A 19,922-nucleotide genomic window follows, 5' to 3' on the forward strand; every position below is an offset into this window, starting at 1 on the left:
TGCTCCTGGCAGCGTGTGGGAATATTCATGCGATGCGTAACGTCGAGCGCGTATCAATAGAACTGGTCGAAATGCACCTGTTCGAACGGAACTTTCAATGCGATCAACGCGCGCTGAATCGCCGTGCCCATTGCGGGCGGACCGGCGAAATAGATTTCCATGTCGCGCAGGTTATCGCCGAAGAGCGTTTCGGCAACGGTGTGAACGAAGCCGACGTGACCGTCCCATGCGGTTTCGCTATCGGGCACGACTTCGGAAACGGCCGCCTGAAAATGCAGGCGCTCGGCCCAACCCGGCAACGCTTCGAGCATGTCGCGGCCGCATACATCGCGTGGCGTGCGTCCGCCATAGAGAAAATGCAGCTTGATGCCATCGAGCGCGGGCTCGGCTGCGACGCCGCGAGCAATCGAGATCATCGGCGCGAGGCCGGAACCTCCGGCGATGCATAGAATGTCGCGCTTCACGTCGCGACGCAAATAAGCCATGCCATACGGACCATCGATATCGATGCACGCGCCGATTTCGAGCGCATCGAAGAGCACGCCCGTGCCCAGCCCGTTCGCCACGCGTCGCACCTGAAAGTGCAGTTCGCGCGGCTTCTCGATGCCATCGGCGATATTGCTCATCGAATACGCGCGCTGCCCGTTCACGCCGGGCAGCTTCAGCAACGCATATTGGCCCGGTTCGAAGGGCATGTCGCCGGAGAGCGTGAAGCGAAACTCCTCGATATCGTGCGTGATTGCACGACGCTCGGTCAGCGTGCCGTTCACACGGCGCGGCGCATGCTTGGGCGCGTAATGCGCGGAAGGACGCATCTTGATCGTGCAATCGCCGCGCGGCGCGGTCTGACACCCGAGATAGCGGCGGCGTTCGCGGTCCTTCGCGGTCCAGCCGGGCGCCTCGGGCCATGCGACATCGACATCGCCTTCAATCAGTTCGAACTTGCAGTTGCCGCACGCGCCCACGTTGCATTCGTAGGGAAACGCGATGCCCGCGCGCAAGGCCGAGCGCAGCATCACATCGCCGGCCTCGCATTCGTAAGTCTGATCAGATGCTGCGAGCGTGATGCGATGTGCGTGGCCGTCCGAATGCATGAATCCACCTTGTCTCAAGAGTTATTTCATAGCGGCCTGTGGTATCCGAGCGTTGCGGAAATGCCTTCGGCCGCGGTAAGCAAATGCGGCACCGCTGCGCGCAGCGCCTTCTTCGTGAGCCGTTGCGCCGGCCCGCCGACACCGACAGCCGCCACCACGTTGCCCGTGATATCGCGCACGGGCGCCGCGATGCCACGCATGCCGACCTCCGACTCTTCGTCGTCGATCGAATAACCTTCGCGGCGCGCGGCGTCCAGCGCCTTCAGAAACACTTGCGTGTCGGTGTTGGTCTTCGGCGTGCGCGCAACGAGACCTTCCTTCAACACGCGCGAAACCACATCGGGCGTACGCGACGCGAGCAGCACATGACCTTCTGCGGTGCAGAACGCGGGCTTGCGCACCCCGATATACGAACGCATGCGGATCGCCTGATCGCTTTCGAGATTGAACAGGTACACGATGCTCGTATCGTCCAGCACCGCGAGATGCACGGTTTCGTCGGTGTGCTCGCGCAGCACGTGCAGAAACGGCACGGCCTGCTTCGTCACATCGAAGCGCCGCCGCACGAGCGCGCCCAGCGTGAACAACTGAATGCCGAGCCGATAGCGCCCGTTATCCGCGTTCTGCTCCAGCATGCCCTCGGCCAGCAACGCGCTTGCGAGCCGATGCGCCGTGCTCTTCGCGATACCCATGCGCTTCGCCAGCACGCTGATGCCCAACTCCGGCTCATGCTCCGAGAACACCTTCAACAACTGGAGCGCCGCCGTCACCGAAGACAGGCGCTGCGGCCCTTCGTCTTTCTCCTGCGCCTTGCCTGCTTCGACCTGCGTTACGTCCGATTTCGCCAAAATATACTCCACGAAATACAATAATGGAATAGCGTTCCGTATATAGGAACGCTACGAATTTAGTATCGCCGCCGGCGGAACTGTTACCTCACGATGCAAAAACAACGGATCGTTCGAATTCCGGACGGCTACGTGCAACACGAATGCGTAATAACCCTGACAAGCTTTCGAACCGCTTGACTTAGGGACCTAAACAAAGCGAAACTCAGTTCGTGCCATTTTAGCAGACCAGCGTTCTGCATAGAGGAACAAAATAGCAGTCCCCGATTTTCACCGGCCACGCCATCGCAGAGCCATCGACATAGGCGGCGCCACGCCGCGAAAGTAATCGAACATTCGTAAATGAAAGCGCTCAAGGAAGCGCGCAAGACGCGAATACCGTTAGGCATACGAAATTAAAGCGTCGACATAAAAAAGATTCCGCAGCAAAGCATCCCGGTTCGGAAACAACCGGCATCACTATGAATCAAGGGACGGAGACCCCATGAAAAAGACAGCGCTGTTTCTCGCACTTCCCATGCTGGCAGGCGTCGGCGTGGCGCATGCCCAAAGCTCGGTGACGTTGTACGGGCTGCTCGATGCCGGTGTGGTTTATATCAACAATCAGTCGGGCCATGCGAACGTCGAGACGGTGACGGGGCAAACGAACGGCAGCCGCTGGGGTTTGCGCGGTTCGGAAGATCTCGGTGGCGGCATGAAGGCGATATTCACGCTCGAAAACGGCTTCGATACGTCCAACGGCAAACTGCTGCAAGGCGGACGCGAGTTCGGCCGGCAAGCGTTCGTCGGATTGTCGAGCCCTTACGGCACGGTCACGCTCGGCCGCCAATACGATCCGATGACCGAATGGATCGGCGAGATCGCGGCGACTTCACTGTGGGCATGGGTCGGCACGCATCCGGGCGACTTCGATAACCTCAACTCGAACTTCCGCGTGAACAATGCGGTGAAGTACATGTCGCCGAATCTGTACGGGCTGCGTCTGTCGGGCATCTTCGCGCCCGGCGGCGTCGCGGGCAACTTCGGATCGAACCGTATCTACACGCTTGCCGCGTCGTACGTGAATGGTCCGATCAGCGCGGCGATCGCCTACGACAACGTGAACAACCCATCGGTCTCCGCCTACGACGGCACCGTGAACCCCGGCCAGCCAGGTTATACATCGCCGGGCAAGAGTCCCGTATATAGCGGCTATGCATCGGCGAACTCGGTGGAAATCTTCGGCGCGGGCATTTCGTATAGCTTCGGCGCGGGCAAGGTCGGCTTCGTCTATACGAACACGCGCTTCAACGACATCCTGCGCACGCCGACCACGCCGAATACCGGCAAGGCCACGTTCAACAGTTATGAAATAAACGCGCGCTATTTCGTGATTCCGACATTGCAGATCGCCGCCTCTTTCGATTACACGAAGGCTGAATCGGCGAAGTACGAGCAAGTGGATTTCGGGCCCGACTACTTCATCTCGAAGCGCACCGACCTGAACCTCGTCGGTGTATGGCAGCACGCATCGGGCATCGATTCGACGGGCAAGTCCGCCGTCGCGGCAATCGGCTCGCTCGGCCAGTCCACGACGCCGAATCAAGTGGCGGTCAAGCTCTCGCTGCGTCATCGCTTCTAAGCGACGCTGCATGAATGACGTGCGGCGCGCGAGCGCCGCGGCTCACAAGTAATGCGCGACAGATGTTCGATCAAGGAGACAAGCAGTGAAAGGAGTCAGGCTATGGGGCGCGGCGCTCGTCGCGTATGTCGTGTCGGGGTCGGGTGCGGCGTTCGCCGCCGATCTCACGACGGTGCGCGTCGGCATCGCCAACGCGAGCAGCGACGTGGCGTTTTTCATCGCCGAGAAGAAGGGTTACTTTCGTCAGGAAGGACTCGACGCGAAGTTCATCCCGTTCGACTCCGGCGCGAAGATGGTCGCGCCGCTCGGCGCAGGCCAGCTCGACGTGGCGGGCGGATCGCCTTCGGCAGGTTTGTATAACGCGGTCGTGCGCGGCATCGGCATAAAGATCGTCGCGGACAAGGGCTCGACGCCGCCGGGTTATGGTTATCAGCCGCTGCTGGTGCGTGCCGATCTCGTCGCGAGTGGCCGCTACAAGTCGCTCGCCGATCTCAAGGGCATGAAAGTCGCGGGCAGCGCGACGGGCAGCGCATCGACGTCGACGATGAACGAGGCGCTCAAGAAAGCCGGCCTCAAGACGAGCGATGTCGAGCGCATCTATCTCTCGTTTCCGCAACATGTGATGGCGCTGCAAAACAAGGCTGTCGATGCGGCGCTCACGACCGAGCCTTCCGCGACCGAGGCCGTGAAGCGCGGCGCGGCCGTGCGCGTGGTCGGTGACGATCAAATCTATCCGAATCATCAGCTCGCGGTCGTGCTCTATTCGACCGGCTTCATCAAGGATCATCCGGAAGCGGCGAAGGCGTTCATGCGCGCGTATATCCATGCGGTGCGGGACTATAACAATGCGCTTTCGAACGGCAAGATCGCCGGCCCGAACGCGCCCGAAGTTATCTCCATCCTCACCGAATACACGCCCATCAAGGACCCTAACATCTATCGCACGATCGTGCCGCAGGGCACCAATCCGGACGGCAAGCTCAATGTCGCCAGCCTGGAAAACGATCTCGCGTTCTTCAAGAGCGAAGGTGTCGTGAAGGGCAACGTCACGGTCGCGCAAGTGCTGGACACGTCCTTTGCGGAAAACGCCGTGAAGCAACTCGGCCCGTATAAGCCGACCAAGTAAGGAGCCGGCATGTCGATTCCCTCTCTTTCCGATGACGCGCCGGTCAAGATCCGCCTGCGCAATCTGACCAAGTCGTTTCAATCGGGTGGCGGGACCGTAACCGCGCTCGACAACATCACGCTCGACATTCCGACGGGCTGCTTCTTCATGATCGTCGGGCCGAGCGGCTGCGGAAAGTCCACGCTGTTGCGCATGCTCGCGAATCTCGACGAGCCGACGAGCGGTACCGTCGAAATCAGCGCGCCCAGCGAAAAGCGTCCGAGCAATTCGATGGTCTTTCAAGGCGATTCGCTCTTCCCGTGGATGACCGTGTGGGACAACGCCGCTTACGGTCTCAAGTTGCGCGGCGTGCCGAAAGCGCAGATACGCGAAGTGGTCGGACATTACCTGAGTCGCACGGGCCTCACGCGCTTTGCGAAGGCTTATCCGCATCAATTGTCGGGCGGCATGCGTCAGCGTGTATCGATTGCGCGCGCGTTCGCGAACGATCCCGACATCCTGCTGATGGACGAGCCCTTCTCCGCACTCGACGAGCAGAACAAGGTGCTGCTGCAGGAAGAGTTGCTGCGCATCTGGGAAGAGACGCGCAAGACGGTGCTATTCATTACGCACAGCGTCGATGAAGCGGTCACGCTCGGCGATCGCGTGATGATCATGACGGCGCAACCGGGCACGGCAAAGCAGATCGTCGACGTGCCGTTCGAGCGTCCGCGCTCGGTGCTCGAACTGCGTTCGCGGCCCGAGTACGGCGAGTTCGTCTATTCCATCTGGGGACAATTGCGCGACGAAGTTCAGCGCGCCCGTGCCCGCGACCTTGGCGAGATTCACGCATGAAAACCGCGCAAAAACTGACCGCACCGGCGATGCAATACAAGTCCTCTCCTTCCCGGCTCAAGCGCTTATTCTCGCGCAACAATCGTGACCGCATGATCAGCATCGCGTCGCCGATCGTGCTTCTGCTCGTGTGGCAGATTCTCGCGGAAACGGGCGTTATCGACGAACGCTTCTTTCCCGCGCCGTCGAAAGTGTTCGGCACGTTCATCGCGCTCGTGAACGACGGTTCGCTTTGGGACAACACGTGGGCGACGCTGCAACGGCTCTTCTGGGGCACGCTCGCGGGCGGCATCCCGGCATTGCTTCTCGGCGTCGCGATCGGACTCTCGCGGCCGCTGCGCGCCGTGTTCGATCCGCTCATCGCGGCGACGTATCCGGTGCCGAAGAGCGCGATTTTCCCGCTTTTGTTGCTGATCTGCGGCCTCGGTGAAGCCTCGAAAATCGTGATGGTCGCGATCGGCGTGTTCTTTCCCGTGCTCATCAATACCGCGACGGGCGTGCTCGAAATCAACAAGATCTATCTCGACGTGGGCCGCAACTTTCGCGCGAGCCGCTGGCAAGTGTTTCGCACGATCGCGCTGCCGGGCGCCGTGCCGCACATCATGAGCGGCATCAAGCTCGGCATCGGTCTCGGTCTGATGCTGATCGCGATTGCGGAAATGATCGGCTCGAAAAGCGGCCTCGGCTACATGATCTGGAACGCGTGGGAACTGCTCTCCGTGGAACAGATGTATGTGGGTTTGCTCGTCATCGCGGCGCTCGGTTACATCATCTCGGTCGTGCTGACCGAGCTTGAGCGCAAGCTGATTCCGTGGAAGTCGTCGCGTTGAACGCGGCTCATCATTTCGTCACGACATGAACTCGACCGCAACGATTCAAACCGAAAGCCACACCGGCCAGAAGCGCATGCTGGCCGACGCGATCCTCATGCTTGAACGCGCCGGAGTCATCGACTTCAACGGGCATGCAAGCTGGCGCGTGCCGGGCCAGGAGCGCATGTTGATCAACTCCGGCGCGTCGGTGCGCAGCGCGCTCACGGCGGCGGATATCGTCATCGTCGATTTCGACGGCAACCTGATCGAAGGCGATGCCGTTGCGCCGATGGAGTTTCATATCCACTCGGAGATCTATCGCAAGCGGCCGGACGTCGGCTCGGTGATTCACGCGCATCCGCTATGGTCCACGCTCTTCAGCATGACGGGCAAGCCGGTGCTGCCGGTGATCATGCAGGCGGCCGTGCTCGGCGAGATTCGACGCTTTCCGAAGACCGCTTCGATCAATCGCCAGGAACTCGGTGAAGCGCTCGCCGACGCGCTCGGGCCGCATCGTGTCGCGATGCTTAAGTCGCATGGTTCGGTGATCGCGGCATCGAGCATTCTCGAAGCGTTCGTGCTCGCGTTCTATCTGGAGGAGAACGCGCACCGACAGTATCTCGCGAGTCAGCTCGGCGAACCGACCGTGCTCGATGCCGATCAGATCGCCGTCATTCAGCGTGATCTATGGAAGCCGCACCTCCTGCAGAAGGTCTGGGACTATCACGCGGGCAAGCTCCGCGCTCGCGATTGAGTTTCGTATCGAATGCATCGCGAACGCATACCGGTCTATGTCGTGACCGGCTTTCTCGGCAGCGGCAAATCCACGCTGCTATCGCGCTGGCTGAAGGAAGCGCCCTTCTCGAATGCCGCGCTCATCGTCAATGAAGTGGGCGAGGTCGGCATCGATCATGCAACGCTCGGCTTCTCGGGCGATGCATCGATGCTGCTCGCCGATGCGTGCGTCTGTTGCAGCGGCCTGCCCGCGCTCAACGAAGCGCTCGAACAATTGTTCTGGGCGCGGCTCCATCGCAGCATCGCGCGCTTCGAGATGGTTGTCATCGAAACTACCGGCCTCGCCGATCCGGGACCGCTCGTTGCATCGCTGAGTCTCAATGCATTCGTGAAGGAACGATATCGCATGGCGGGCACGTTCACGACGATTGCCGCGCCCAACGCAATCGATACGCTCGCGCGCTTCGCCGAGGCCCGCGCGCAACTCGGCGGCGCGGATGTGGCGATTGTCACCAAGACGGATCTTGTCAGCGCGGAAGAACTCGACGCCTTGAATGCGCAGTTGCCCAACGCGCGCATCGCGCATTCGGCGAACGCCAGCTTCGCGTTGCAGGACGCCCTCGCGCTTCTCGCCCAACCCGCGCATCGCATTGAAAGACCCGTTGCGCGTCCCTTCTCACGTCCGCGTTCGCACGATGCCGTGACGCACTTCATCGCCATCGACGAAGCATCCGATATCGACGGTCTGCACGCGCAAGTGCGGGACATCACGGCGCGCCATGGCGATTCGCTGCTGAGACTGAAGGGATTGGTGCGTCTGAAGAACCGTGAGGCGCTCGCGCTCGTGCAGTTCGCGCGTGGGGACGCGCATGCGCGAATCACGGAATGTGCCGCGAATGCCGTGAAAAGCGGTCTTACGTTGATCGTAAGAACGCAGGCCTGACGCTAAACGCGCGCGCCGAAACGCACGCGCTATAGCCAGTTTCATTCGCCGTCGATCTCGATCGTCACCTCGCCATCGGCGACACGCGTCTTGTAGGTCTTGAGCGGAATCATGCAGGGCGGCGCGACGACTTCGCCCGTCTTGATGTTGAACGAGCCGTTATGGAAATCGCATTCCACCACGTCGCCGTCGATATAGCCCTCGGACAACGAGCCCGGCCCGTGCGTGCAGGTATCGTTGGTGACGAAGTACTCGCCCTGAATGTTGAACACGGCGAGCGTGAGGCCGTTTTTCTCGACTTTGATCGCCTGACCCTCGGCGACTTCGCCGGCTTTGCAAAGACTGGCAAATGCGCAAGCTTGATGCATCGGTTATCTCCTTCTCCGTTTGACATGAGATGGGCCAAATGATAACTTTGTTCCTGTTTGATGAACAGCGTTCCTTTATACGGAACGCATCGAAAACAACGCCAAAGGCGTACCCGTGAAAAGCGGCGCGAACGAACGGTCCACACGAACACACGTCGAGAGACGAGCGCAAACCCTGAGGCAAGCACTATGTTGAGAAAAGAGCAAAACGATCTGGTCACGCAAACCGGCCCCGCCACGCCGATGGGCGAATTGTTCCGCCGCTTCTGGCTGCCTGCGCTCCTGTCCGAGGAAGTCGCGGTGCCGGGGGGCGAACCAGTGCGTCTGCAATTGCTGTCGGAGCGCATGCTCGCGTTCCGCGATTCGGAAGGCAAGCTCGGTCTCATCGACGAGTTCTGCGCGCATCGCGGCGTCTCGCTCTGGTTCGGCCGCAATGAGGAAGGCGGTATTCGCTGCCCGTATCACGGCTGGAAATACGATGTGAACGGCCAGTGCATCGACGTGCCGTCTGAACCGGCCGCGAGCGGCTATTGCAACAAGATCAAGCTGAAGTCCTATCCGCTCGTCGAGCAAGGCGGCGTGGTCTGGGTGTACATGGGACCGAAGGAAGAGCAACCGCCGCTGCCCGCATTCGAGTTCTCGACCGTGCCCCAGAGTCAGTCGTTCATGACCAAGCGGCTCCAGGAATGCAACTGGCTGCAGGCGCTCGAAGGCGGCGTCGATTCGAGCCACGTCTCGTTTCTGCACAGCGGCAGCCTCAACACGGACCCGCTTTTCAAGGGCTCGCGCGGCAATCAGTACAACCTTTCCGATCTGAGCCCCGTGTTCGAAGTAGTCGAATCCGATGGCGGCCTCTTCATCGGCGCGCGCCGCAATGCCGAGGACGACCAGTATTACTGGCGCATCACGCCGTGGGTCATGCCCTGCTTCACGATGGTTCCGCCGCGCGGCGATCATCCGGTGCATGGCCACTTCTGGGTGCCTATCGACGATGAAAACTGCTGGGCCTGGAGCTTCGACTATCACCCGACGCGCGATCTCACCGAAACCGAAGTGCAGGCAATGAAGGACGGCAAGGGCATTCACGTGCGCTACATTCCCGGCACGTATATTCCGCTGCAGAACAAGACCAATAACTATCTGATGGATCGCGCCGCGCAAAAGACGGGCATCACGTATAGCGGCATCGAAGGTATTGCGATGCAGGACGCATCGCTTCAGGAAAGCATGGGACCGATTCAGGATCGGACTCGCGAGAATCTGGTTTCGACGGACAACGGCATCATCATGGTGCGTCATCGTTTGATGAAGGCGGCGCGCGCGCTCGCGGAGAAAGGCATCGAGCCGCCGGGACGCGATCCGGAATCGCAAAAGGTGCGTTCGGTCGCTATCGTCCTGCATCGCGAAAAGCCCTTCAAGGAAGGCGCGCACGATGCGCTTCACGCCGAAGCGGGCAAGGCACACACCACCATCTGACGAGGACGCGCCCGGTTCGTCATGAATCGCGCGCCATTGATGCATGAACGAAATACACGGACATAGCGAAGCCTCGCGCACATTCAAGGCCGCTGTTGCGGTCGAGCCGTCGCGCACGGAGATTCAGACGTTCGAGCGGCCCGCCATCACATCGTCGACGGGACTGTTGCGCGTCGCCATCACCGGCGTGTGCGGCAGCGACGGTCCCTACTATCGTCAATTGCCGCAAAGCCGCGGGCCTTTGATTCTCGGGCACGAAACGGTCGGGCATATCGAGGAAGCAGGCGAACTCGCGCGCGCACGATGGGGCCTGAAAGAAGGCGATTACGTCGCGCTCGAAGAGTACGTGCCGTGCGGCCATTGCGAGTACTGTCTCTCCAACGAGTTCCGTCTTTGCGATGCCACCGACTGGCGTCTCAACGGTCTGCGTTACGGCGCGACCGGTTTGCGCACCGCGCCGCGTTTTTGGGGCGGTTTCAGCCAGTATCAACATCTGCATATGAATACGGTGTTTCATCGCGTGCCCTCGAAGGTCGCGCCGAAACATGCGGCGCTTGCGCTCCCGCTCGGCAACGGCATCGAATGGGCGTATCTGCAAGGTGGCGCGGGGCCGGGTCAGGCCGTCGTGATTCAGGGACCGGGACAGCAAGGGTTATCGTGCGTCGTCGCGGCGCGTGAAGCGGGCGCGGCGAAGATCATCGTGACGGGGCTTTCGACGAAAACCGATCGCGAGCGTCTCGAACTCGCGAGGCGTCTCGGTGCGGATCACACGATCGAAGTCGATCAGGAAGACGTGCTCGAACGCGTCGCCGATCTCACCGGCGGCGCAATGGCCGATCTCGTGATCGACTGCGCATCGGGCGGGCCGTCCACGGTCACGTCCGCGATCCAGCTCGCACGCAAGCGCGGCACTGTCGTGCTCGGCGGTCAGAAGCGCGTGCCGATTCCCGAGTTCAACAGCGACATGATCATCGCGCGTTTTCTCACGGTGAAGGGCATGCGCGGGCATAGCTATCAGTCGGTCGAGCTCGCGCTGCAACTCATCGCCGCGAATCGTCACGATGTCACGCAGATGAGCACTCACACTTTCGGCCTCGGCGACACCGATCTCGCGCTGCGCACCTTGCAGGGCGACGGCGTCGAAGGCGCGATTCACATGACGATCGATCCATGGCAGTGACGACATCCGAACATCGCGCGTCTTCCGAGGTGCGTTTCAGGGTCCGGTCCCCGAATTCCGCGCCGCGCCGCATCAGGGTCATTGCTCTTACGGATGACGACGCGGAAGTGAGAAGATGCGCCGGGCGCGCGCACGCCGACGTGCACTTCGCGCGTGCCAGCGAGCTAGCCGCGTTGTTGCAGACCGAAGGCACGGATGCCGCGAGCATTCTGCGCAGCGTCGATGCGAACACGGCCGAGTTGAACGCATGGCTCGGCACGCCCGACCTCGTCGTCGTCGCGGGGCGCGAAGGCGACGATGCACAAGCGGGCGCGGTTGCGGCGAAGGCGTATCGCAGCCGCGGCGTGACTGTATCGGGCGTGATCGGCCCGCGCGACAATCACAGCGAACGCGCCGGCACCGCCGATCTTTTGCGCCCTCATTGCACGATGCTGATTCTTCCAGTAAGCGCAGGCTATCTGGAAGATCTGCTCGTCGCGCTCGGCGCATGACAAACGAATTCGTCCACGCACGCGCGGACATGCAGGAGACAAGGCCTTGAAGCAAGACATCAATCGATGGTGGACCGTCCTCGGCGGCGCGATCTGCCTATCCGTCGGCGCGGGCGTGGTATCGGCGTTCATGTTCGGCACCTTTATCAAGGCTATCGCCGCGGAAAACGGCTGGAGTCGCGCGCAAGTGTCGCTCGGCCTCACCATCTTCGAGTTCGCCATGGGCCCGGGCACGATCGTGCTCGGCTCGCTGATCGACCGCTTCGGCGTGCGCCGTCCCACGATGTTGTTCCTGTTGCTATTCGCGGCATCGATTGCGCTCGTCGGCGTGATACCCGTTTCGCTCGCGCTCTTCTGTCTCGTGTTCGTGATGGTCGGCTTCTTCGCGCCCGGCAGCAATGCCTTGCCGTATGCGAAGGTGGTATGCGCGCGTTTCGATCATCGACGTGGATTGGCGCTCGGCCTGACCGTCGGCGGCACGGCCATCGGCGCGATGCTGATGCCGCAATACGCAGGTTATCTGCTGCGTCATTTCGGCTGGCGCACAGGTTATCTCGGCGTCGCCGCGTTGATGGCAGTGTTATCGATTCCCGCTCTCTACTTCCTCGTGAAGATGCCGCCCGGCGTCGATGAAGCTATCGCGCGGCGCGCACGCGAAGCACGCGCCGATCTTCCTTCCCTCTGGACGATCTTTCGTCACGACCGCACGTTCCGCTTGCTGGGCATTGCGATCTTCTGCATGTCGGGCGTGCTGCTCGCGTTGCTGTCGCAACTCGTTCCGATGATGACCGATCGCGGCGAGACCGTGCGCGCGGCGGGCGCGATGCTTTCCATTGCCGGTCTTGCTTCGGCTGTCGGCCGCTTGTTCGCGGGCTATCTGATGGATCGCGTGCATGCGCCGTATGTCGCGGCGATGTCCTTCGGTCTGACGCTATGCGGCGTGCTGGTTCTCGCGGCGGGCGCGACCGGCGATGCGGCGATGGCCGCTTCCGCGATGATCGGCGTGAGCATCGGCGCGGAGGCCGACATCATCACGTTCATCGTGAGCCGCTACTTCGACTTGCGCCTGTTCGGGCGCGTGTGCGGCGGGATGTGGGCATGCTGGGGATGGGGCGCGGGGATCATGATCTTTCTGTCCGGCCTTTGCTATGACCTCACGCATTCTTATCATCTGGCGTTATGGGTCTTTTCCGGCATGGTGGCCGTGTCGGTGATTTCGATTATCCGGCTGGGGCCTTATGCTTATCCGGAGCAAGGCGATCCTAGAAAAGCTATGAAAACCGATTCGGGTTCCGTTGTCGACAGGCCCCCGGTCGAGGTGAATTCCTGATTTGAGTTTTATAAGTCCGGGGGCGTGGAATCCTGTTTTCGTGTCGGTTTATTAGCACAGGCGCAGTGCTAATCCGCCACGAAAACGGAATCCGGCGATAACTCAAAAAAAATTAAAAGTCGATCACCAATCGCCCGCTCTTCGACCCGGAGCAACAGATCAGCATCGTATCGCCCGCCGCTTGTTCACGCTCGCTGAGCACGCTATCACGATGATCCGGCGTTCCTTCGATCACGTCCACCTGACACGCACCGCAGATACCCTCTTCGCACGAATACGGCGCGGACACGCCGGCTTCGCGCAAGACCTTGAGAATCGTCTTTCCCTGCGGCACTTCAAACTGCTGGCCCGTGCGATGCAATTGCACGACAAAGCCGCCTTCACAAGCGGCCGCCGCGCGTGGCGCGAAGTATTCGATGTGTACCCGCGCCTGATCGATCGAAGCCGTGGCGGCCTCATATCCGGCCAGCATCGGCTGCGGACCGCAGCAATAGAAATGCGAGCCTTCGGACGCATTCGCGACGATAGCGGCGATATCGAGCACGCGGCCATTCTCTTCGGAATCGAAATGCAGCTTCGCTTGCGGCAAGGCCGAGAACGTATCGATAAAAGCCGCCTCTTTGCGCTCACGACACGCGTAATGCAACTCGAACGAACGATTCAAACGCATCAGACGTTGCGCCATACACCAGATCGGCGTGATGCCAATACCGCCCGCGATCAGCACGGTATGCGAAGCCGTCTCGCACAACGGAAAGTTATTGCGCGGCCCGCCGATATCGAGCATCTGCCCGACGCGCAATTGCTCGTGCATGAAGCGCGACCCGCCGCGGCTCGCGCGATCGCGCTTGATGCCGATGAGATACGCGCGCTCGTCGCCGTCGGCGGTCACGAGGGAATACTGGCGCATGAGGCCGCTCGGCATGTGCACGTCGATATGCGCGCCCGGCTCGGCGTGCGGCAATGCCGCGTTGTCGGGACGACGGATCTCGTACACGTTGATATCGTCGGCCGCGTAACGGATGGCCGTCACGCGCATGTTCATCGGCGCAGCGGATGCGCTCATCTGCAAAGACATGAAACCACTCCTCCATACGTGCGGCGTCGTTGCGCCGCGAGATCAATCATGGTTGATGCGATGCGCGGCGCTCGTGAGCACGCTTTTCATCGGCAGACGCGGCTTGAGCGCGGCGGCGGTATCGAGCAGCATCTTGCGGAATACCTTCACCTGATCCGTCGTGAAGCGCGTGAGCAGCCCCGAGACCGTCAACGCGCCAAGCAATTCGCCACGCTCGTTCAGAAGCGGCACCGCGACCGCCGCGAGATCGGGATCGCGGTCGCCCTTCGATACGACCCAGCCGCGCGAGCGCACCGGCAGGCTCGTTTCCTCGCCGCGCGATTGCGGATCGAATGCCCACAACACACGGCCCGCCGCCCCGCCTTTCAACGAATGCCGCGAGCCTTCATCGAGGTGATGCCGCGCCGAACGCGGCGAATTCACGCGATAAAGACAGACGCGTTCGTCGCCGTCGCGCACATAGAAAGAAGCCGTTTCGCGCGTGAAGGTCGAAAGCTTTTGCAGCGCCGGACGCACGAGGTCTTCGAGACTGACGTCGGCCTGACTCAGCGCGCCCAGGCGCCGCAATTCCGGACCGAGCGTGAATTGTCCGCTCGCATCGCGATCGAGAAAACGCATATGCACGAGCGATGCGCACAGCCGCAAAATCGTGCTCTTGTAAAAGCCCGAACGCTGCGCAAGCACCGCGAGCGAGAGCGCTTCGCCCGGCAGACGAAAACACTGCAGAATCGCGAGCGAACGTTCGACCGCTTCGACGCGCGGACGCTTGTCCTCGATCTCGTTCGCTTCATCGAATGACGCATCGGGATGTGTAGCTTGCATTGGGTTATCGAGGATCATCGCTTCTCTCCAACGTTCGTTCATGACGGAATTTATAGCCGCGACGCGAGGTTCTGTCCAACAGAATTTGTGCCGCTTGTCAGAACGCTAGGTGAACCCTAATCTGCACCCATCTGAACACGGAGACGGAACATGCTGAGTGCAGCGATGAACGAAAGACTCACGCGCGTCGGCCCGGGCACGCCGGGCGGCGAACTGATGCGGCGCTACTGGATTCCCATCGCGCCCTATTCGCAGTTCGACGACGAAAATCCGGTGCACAAGGTGCGCGTGCTCGGCGAGGATCTCGTGCTCTACAAGGACAAGAGCGGCACGCTTGGGCTCATCGGCGATCGGTGTCTGCATCGCAACGTCGATCTGCAATTCGGCATTCCCGACAACTGCGGACTGCGCTGCCCCTATCACGGCTGGCTCTTCAACGAAGATGGCAAATGCGTCGAGCGGCCGATGGAAGCCACTCCGCGCGGCGAGATCAAGCAAAAGCTCAAGGCGTATCCGGTGCAGGAAATGGGCGGGCTCGTGTTCGCCTATCTCGGCCCGCTGCCCGCGCCCGCGCTGCCGCGCTGGGATCTCTTCGTGTGGCCCAACGCGATCCGCCAGATCGCGATCATGAAGATCAACTGCAATTGGCTGCAGTGTCATGAGAACACCGGCGATCCGACGCACAGCGCATGGGCGCACGGCCACATGTTTCAGTACGTGCTGGAAAAGCAGGGACGTTACGAGGAAGCGACGGCGCGCGCCGAACACACCTTGCATACGCGACTGAAGACGGGCATCGGCATCAAGGAGCTGTATGCGAATCCGAGCACGCACGGCATCTCGAAGGGCGTGCGCTACTCGAAGGAACTCGGCGCGGACGAAGACTACACGCGCGAACACTCGACCGTGATCTTTCCGTTCTTCACGCAGACGGGCAAGACCGGCGCGCCGCGCAGCGAGTATCAGATTCGCGTGCCTATCGACGACGAGCACACGTACCACATCTGCTATCAGGTTTATGCGGCGCCGCCGGGCGTCGAGGCGCCGAAGCAGGACAGCGTGCCGTGGTACGAGCCGCCGCGTTACGACGAGAACGGCAAGCCGATTCTCGATTACGTGCTCGCGCAAGATGCGCTCGTGTGGGATGCGCAAGGCGCGATCATGGATCGCTCGCAGGAACTGCTCGGGCGCACGGACATTCCCATCGTGCTGTTGCGCAGACAACTCGACGAGCAGATTCGCCGCGTCGAGGATGGACTGGAACCCATCAACTTCTGGCGCCACGAATCGCCCGAGATCATCTACGGATCGGGCGAAGCGCCGGACTACAGCAAGCCGCTTCTCAAGCACAATTTCCGCAAGCTCTATCATCGCGGCTTCTTCAATGACGATGCGGATCGCTATGGCCCGATCATCGAAGACGTGAAGGATCTGCATCGCCGCATCGAGGAAGCGGAGATCGCCGCGCGCGAAGCCAGCGCGAGCCCGACGTGATTACGAGCGGAGAGCCTCTCGATGAAATATAGAAGCATCGGGCATACGGATCTCAAGGTGTCCGAGATCGGCTTCGGCTGCGGCGGCAATGCGGGATTGATGGTGCGCGGCGGCTTCGACGAGCAGTTGCGCATCGTCGCAGCAGCGCTCGAAGCGGGCATCAATTACTTCGATCTCGCGCCCGATTACATCGGCGCCGAAGCGAATCTCGGCCGCGTGTTGCGCGCGCTCGGCGCGCGGCCTTTGCTCAACTCGAAGGTCGAAATACGCGCGGAGAATCTGGACGACGTGGCGGCGCATGTCGAGCATTCCGTCGAATCGAGCTTGAACGCGCTCGGCGTCGATCGACTCGATGTAGTGCAGATTCATAACGCGCCCGTGTGCGGATCGCGCGCGCCTGCGGGACGCGACTATCACACGCTCGGCGTGCAGCACTTTCTCGGCCCGCGCGGCGCGCTGGAAGGCTTGAGGCATCTCGTCGATGCCGGCAAGGTGCGATACCTGGGCTTCGTCTGTCGCGGCAACGACGCGCCTTACGTGCGCGAGCTGCTTGCGACCGGCATGTTCAGTCTGCTCAACGTGCCCTACACGCTGCTCAATCCGAGCGCGGGCATGGTGCTGCCCGCAAACCTCGCCGTCGATAAAGACGGCGGCGCCGTGCTCGACGCCGCGCTCGAAGCCGGCGCAGGCACTGCGATTTACAGCGCGCTCGCGCGCGGCTTCCTGTCGGACACGAGCGTTTCGGGGCAAGCGCATCATCCCCTTGCGCGCGATGTCTCCGGCAACGCCGCCGATGCCACGATGATGCGCGAGCGCGCCGCGCGTGTCGGGTTTCTCGCGCGCGAGTCCGGCATTTCGCTCGCGCAGGCCGCGTTCCGCTTCGTGCTCGCGCATCCCGGCGTGAGCACGGCGCTCGGCGGATTCTCCTCGATGGAACAACTGAAAGAGCTATGCGCGGTGTCCGGCATGGGCCCGTTCGCCGACGATCTCAACGCGCGGCTCGAACGCCTGTGGCAAAGCAATTTCGCCGAAACGGAGTCATGATGTCGCCTATAGTTGCAACCGCAATTATCTCGCAGCGAAGGAGGGTCGCGTCCTCATGACAACGACGAGAAGAGACGTGATGCGTCTCGCCGGCGCGACGCTCGCGCTCGGCGCCGCTGGCCTGCCCATCGCGGCTCGCGCGAAGGACTCGCAACCGCAGCCGAACATGACGCTCGCGTCATACGAAGGCGCGGACCGCTCCGCGAAGATCCTCGCGGCCGCGAAGGCTGAAGGCGAGCTGAACTTCTACACGTCGATCGCGCAGCCCGATGTCGCGCCGCTCATCGAACCCTTCGAGGCGCGCTACGGCATCAAGGTCAACGTATGGCGCGCGGGCGACGAGCAAGTGGTGCAGCGCATCGTCGCGGAATCGCAGGGGCATCGCTATATCGTCGATGCGGTGCACACGGGCTCGTCGTATCTCGATGCGCTGCGCCGCGAGAAGCTGCTCGCGCCGGTGACGTCGCCGGTGCTCGCGGAACTCGCGCCGAACGTCGTGCCCGAGCATCGGCAATGGGCATCGACGATGCTGTCGGTGTGGGTTCAGGCGTATAACACGCACCTCATCAAACCCGCCGACTTGCCGAAGACTTACGACGATCTTCTCGCGTCGCACTGGAAAGGCAAGCTCGGCATCGAAGCGAAGAGCAGCGACTGGTTCGCGACCGTGGCCACGAAAATGGGCCGCGACAAGGGCGTCGAATTCTTTCGCACGCTCGTCGATACGAACGGCGTGGCCGCGCGCACGGGCAACTCGTTGCTGAATAATCTCGTGGTGGCCGGCGAAGTGCCGCTTGCGCTGGAGGTCTACAACTACATGCCCGCGCAAGCCAAGCGTCGTGGCGCGCCAATCGACTGGTTCGTGTTGCAGCCCGCGGCGGCCCGCGCCAACGGCGTCGCACTGCTCACGCACGCGCCGCATCCGGCCGCCGCGCTGTTGCTCTACGACTATCTGCTATCCGTCGATGCGCAACGCATACTCGTGTCGCGCGACTATGTGCCGACGAATCGCAACGTCGCTTCGCCGATGCAGGGTGTGAACGTCGCGCTCGTCGATCCGGCGATGACGATGCGCGAGCGAGGAGAGTGGAACAGGACCTTCAATCAGATCTTCCTGCACGCATCGGAATCGTGACGGGCGCACGCGCGCGGGTACACTGTGCGCTCCCAGTCACGCCGACTTTTCCCGATGAGCCAACTCCTCGCGCTGCGCCCCTTCGTTCCCGCAAAGGACTTCGAGCTGTCCAAGCGCTTCTATGAAGCATTGGGCTTTCGCATTTCGCATCAGGATGACAACATCGCGATGATGAAAGCCGAAGGCTTCAGTTTTATCCTCCAGAACTTTTACGTGAAGGAGTTCGCGGAGAACTGCATGCTGCAAATGCTCGTGCGCGATGTCGATGCCTGGTGGCGTGAAGTCGATCCCGAAGCGCTGAGCAGCCGCTTTTCCGTCAATCCCGCGCGCGCCCCCGCCATTCAGAGTTGGGGCATGAAGGTCGGTTTCGTATTCGATCCTTCCGGCGTGCTGTGGCATGTGGGCGAGGTGCCTTTCTGAGGCACGCAGCGCCCATGACACGGAATCACTCTTCCAGTACGATCTGCACCTTGACGTCGGTGGGCACGCCGCTCGCCGCTTCCTCGAATGCTTCGATGCCTTGCGCGAACGGAAACGAGCGCGAGATGAACGGCTTCACATCGAGCTTGCCGGATGCGATCAACTGGATTGCTCGCGGAAATATATTTGCATAGCGAAATACCGATTCGATGCGGGCTTCCTTGATCTGCACCGCGACGACGTCGAGCGGAACCGCGCGTTGCGGCATGCCGACGAGCACGATGCATCCGCCCGGACACAACAGATCGACGATGCCCTCGAACGCCTTCTCGTTGCCGCTCGCTTCGAACACGATGTCCGCGCCCCAACCCTCCGTCAGTTCCTTGACGACATCGAGCGCGCGCTTCTCGCGGATGTTCACCGCGCTCACGCCTTGCACGCCGCCGATAATCTCCAGCTTCTCCGGCACGAGGTCACAGACAATCGCGCGGCTGCATCCGCCCGCGAGCGCGGCGAGCGCGCACATCATGCCGATGGTGCCCGCGCCGAGCACGACAGCCACATCGCCCGGCTTGATCGCGGCTTTCTTCGCGGCCTGCAATCCGATCGACAGCGGCTCGACGATCGCGCCTTCCGCGAAGCTCACGTTATCGGGCAGCTTGTACGTGAACGCGGCCGGATGCACGACATAAGGCGCGAGACATCCGTGCACCGGTGGCGTCGCCCAAAAGCGCACTTTCGGATCGAGGTTATACAGCCCCTCGCGCGACGCACGCGACTCCATGTCCGGCACGCCCGGCTCCATGCAAACGCGATCGCCCGCTTTCAGATGCTTCACTTCCTCGCCCACTTCGACGACCGTGCCCGATGCCTCGTGCCCCAGCACCATCGGCTCGTTCACCACGAACGGCCCGATGCGGCCATGCTGATAGTAGTGAATGTCGCTGCCGCAAATCCCGACCGTATGAATCTTGATGCGCACGTCGCGCGGGCCCACGACCTGCGGCAAACTAAACGGACGCAAGCTGATGCGTTTCGCTTCCTCCAGAACCAGTGCTTCCATCATCGTTC

20 protein-coding genes are annotated in these 19,922 nt (G+C 61.6%); 14 read left to right on the forward strand and 6 right to left on the reverse strand.

Annotated features, from left to right (window positions below; all coding sequences use genetic code 11):
- Positions 1-53: 53 nt before the first annotated feature.
- The gene (locus AWB82_RS03455) at positions 54-1,094 is read right to left on the reverse strand and encodes a 2Fe-2S iron-sulfur cluster-binding protein (RefSeq protein ID WP_086965737.1); all 1,041 of its coding nucleotides are present in this window, start codon (positions 1,092-1,094) and stop codon (positions 54-56) included.
- A gap of 26 nt (positions 1,095-1,120) precedes the next feature.
- Complete coding sequence (locus tag AWB82_RS03460; protein ID WP_086965813.1) at positions 1,121-1,942, reverse strand: IclR family transcriptional regulator; 822 nt, start codon at positions 1,940-1,942, stop codon at positions 1,121-1,123.
- 484 nt (positions 1,943-2,426) lie between these two features.
- Here AWB82_RS03460 and AWB82_RS03465 point away from each other — a divergent pair, with 484 nt between their 5' ends.
- From AWB82_RS03465 to AWB82_RS03490, 6 genes are all read left to right on the forward strand, one after another.
- Positions 2,427-3,563 carry a porin gene (locus AWB82_RS03465; protein ID WP_086965738.1) on the forward strand — a complete coding sequence of 379 codons (1,137 nt, stop codon included), beginning with the start codon at positions 2,427-2,429 and terminating at the stop codon, positions 3,561-3,563.
- An 85-nt stretch (positions 3,564-3,648) separates the two neighbouring features.
- Positions 3,649-4,689, forward strand: coding sequence for an ABC transporter substrate-binding protein (locus AWB82_RS03470; RefSeq protein WP_086965739.1), 1,041 nt, complete (start codon positions 3,649-3,651; stop codon positions 4,687-4,689).
- Positions 4,690-4,698: 9 nt separating this feature from the next.
- The gene (locus AWB82_RS03475) at positions 4,699-5,523 is read left to right on the forward strand and encodes an ABC transporter ATP-binding protein (RefSeq protein ID WP_086965740.1); all 825 of its coding nucleotides are present in this window, start codon (positions 4,699-4,701) and stop codon (positions 5,521-5,523) included.
- On the forward strand, positions 5,520-6,353 hold the full coding sequence (locus AWB82_RS03480) for an ABC transporter permease (protein ID WP_086965741.1): 834 nt from the start codon (positions 5,520-5,522) through the stop codon (positions 6,351-6,353). Before AWB82_RS03475 ends, AWB82_RS03480 begins: the two co-directional genes overlap by 4 nt.
- 25 nt (positions 6,354-6,378) lie before the next feature.
- Positions 6,379-7,089: a class II aldolase/adducin family protein gene (locus AWB82_RS03485; RefSeq protein ID WP_086965742.1), complete on the forward strand. Its 711-nt coding sequence runs from the start codon at positions 6,379-6,381 to the stop codon at positions 7,087-7,089.
- A 12-nt stretch (positions 7,090-7,101) separates the two neighbouring features.
- Entirely contained in the window at positions 7,102-8,013 is a 912-nt protein-coding gene (locus tag AWB82_RS03490; RefSeq protein ID WP_086965743.1) for a CobW family GTP-binding protein, read from the forward strand.
- Between the two features lie 41 nt (positions 8,014-8,054).
- On the opposite strand, the gene AWB82_RS03495 is transcribed toward AWB82_RS03490, so the two are convergent.
- The gene (locus AWB82_RS03495; protein WP_086965744.1) at positions 8,055-8,381 is read right to left on the reverse strand and encodes a non-heme iron oxygenase ferredoxin subunit; all 327 of its coding nucleotides are present in this window, start codon (positions 8,379-8,381) and stop codon (positions 8,055-8,057) included.
- Positions 8,382-8,570: 189 nt separating this feature from the next.
- Between AWB82_RS03495 and AWB82_RS03500 the strand changes: the two genes are divergently transcribed.
- From AWB82_RS03500 to AWB82_RS03515, 4 genes are all read left to right on the forward strand, one after another.
- Positions 8,571-9,857 carry an aromatic ring-hydroxylating dioxygenase subunit alpha gene (locus AWB82_RS03500; protein WP_086965745.1) on the forward strand — a complete coding sequence of 429 codons (1,287 nt, stop codon included), beginning with the start codon at positions 8,571-8,573 and terminating at the stop codon, positions 9,855-9,857.
- 43 nt (positions 9,858-9,900) lie between these two features.
- Entirely contained in the window at positions 9,901-11,037 is a 1,137-nt protein-coding gene (locus tag AWB82_RS03505; protein WP_086965746.1) for a zinc-dependent alcohol dehydrogenase, read from the forward strand.
- 107 nt (positions 11,038-11,144) lie between these two features.
- The gene (locus AWB82_RS03510; protein WP_235023154.1) at positions 11,145-11,528 is read left to right on the forward strand and encodes a hypothetical protein; all 384 of its coding nucleotides are present in this window, start codon (positions 11,145-11,147) and stop codon (positions 11,526-11,528) included.
- Positions 11,529-11,574: 46 nt separating this feature from the next.
- On the forward strand, positions 11,575-12,858 hold the full coding sequence (locus AWB82_RS03515; protein WP_086965748.1) for an MFS transporter: 1,284 nt from the start codon (positions 11,575-11,577) through the stop codon (positions 12,856-12,858).
- Between the two features lie 112 nt (positions 12,859-12,970).
- On the opposite strand, the gene AWB82_RS03520 is transcribed toward AWB82_RS03515, so the two are convergent.
- Positions 12,971-13,936, reverse strand: a complete 966-nt coding sequence (locus AWB82_RS03520) for a PDR/VanB family oxidoreductase (RefSeq protein WP_086965749.1) — start codon at positions 13,934-13,936, stop codon at positions 12,971-12,973.
- Positions 13,937-13,978: 42 nt separating this feature from the next.
- A complete protein-coding gene (locus AWB82_RS03525; RefSeq protein WP_235023155.1) occupies positions 13,979-14,758 on the reverse strand; it encodes an IclR family transcriptional regulator in 780 nt (259 codons plus the stop codon).
- Positions 14,759-14,908: 150 nt separating this feature from the next.
- Here AWB82_RS03525 and AWB82_RS03530 point away from each other — a divergent pair, with 150 nt between their 5' ends.
- Genes AWB82_RS03530 through AWB82_RS03545 form a run of 4 tightly spaced genes read left to right on the forward strand, consistent with a single transcriptional unit; the run spans position 14,909 to position 18,851 of the window.
- On the forward strand, positions 14,909-16,252 hold the full coding sequence (locus tag AWB82_RS03530; protein WP_086965751.1) for a Rieske 2Fe-2S domain-containing protein: 1,344 nt from the start codon (positions 14,909-14,911) through the stop codon (positions 16,250-16,252).
- Between the two features lie 21 nt (positions 16,253-16,273).
- Positions 16,274-17,296, forward strand: a complete 1,023-nt coding sequence (locus tag AWB82_RS03535) for an aldo/keto reductase (RefSeq protein WP_086965752.1) — start codon at positions 16,274-16,276, stop codon at positions 17,294-17,296.
- A 55-nt stretch (positions 17,297-17,351) separates the two neighbouring features.
- Positions 17,352-18,431 carry an ABC transporter substrate-binding protein gene (locus AWB82_RS03540; protein ID WP_086965753.1) on the forward strand — a complete coding sequence of 360 codons (1,080 nt, stop codon included), beginning with the start codon at positions 17,352-17,354 and terminating at the stop codon, positions 18,429-18,431.
- A gap of 54 nt (positions 18,432-18,485) precedes the next feature.
- Entirely contained in the window at positions 18,486-18,851 is a 366-nt protein-coding gene (locus AWB82_RS03545; RefSeq protein WP_086965754.1) for a VOC family protein, read from the forward strand.
- 25 nt (positions 18,852-18,876) lie between these two features.
- Here AWB82_RS03545 and AWB82_RS03550 read toward each other — a convergent pair whose 3' ends face one another.
- Positions 18,877-19,914 carry an NAD(P)-dependent alcohol dehydrogenase gene (locus AWB82_RS03550; RefSeq protein ID WP_086965755.1) on the reverse strand — a complete coding sequence of 346 codons (1,038 nt, stop codon included), beginning with the start codon at positions 19,912-19,914 and terminating at the stop codon, positions 18,877-18,879.
- Between the last annotated feature and the right edge of the window lie 8 nt (positions 19,915-19,922).

This window comes from Caballeronia glebae (assembly GCF_001545035.1).
In the GTDB taxonomy this organism is placed as follows: Bacteria; Pseudomonadota; Gammaproteobacteria; order Burkholderiales; family Burkholderiaceae; genus Caballeronia; species Caballeronia glebae.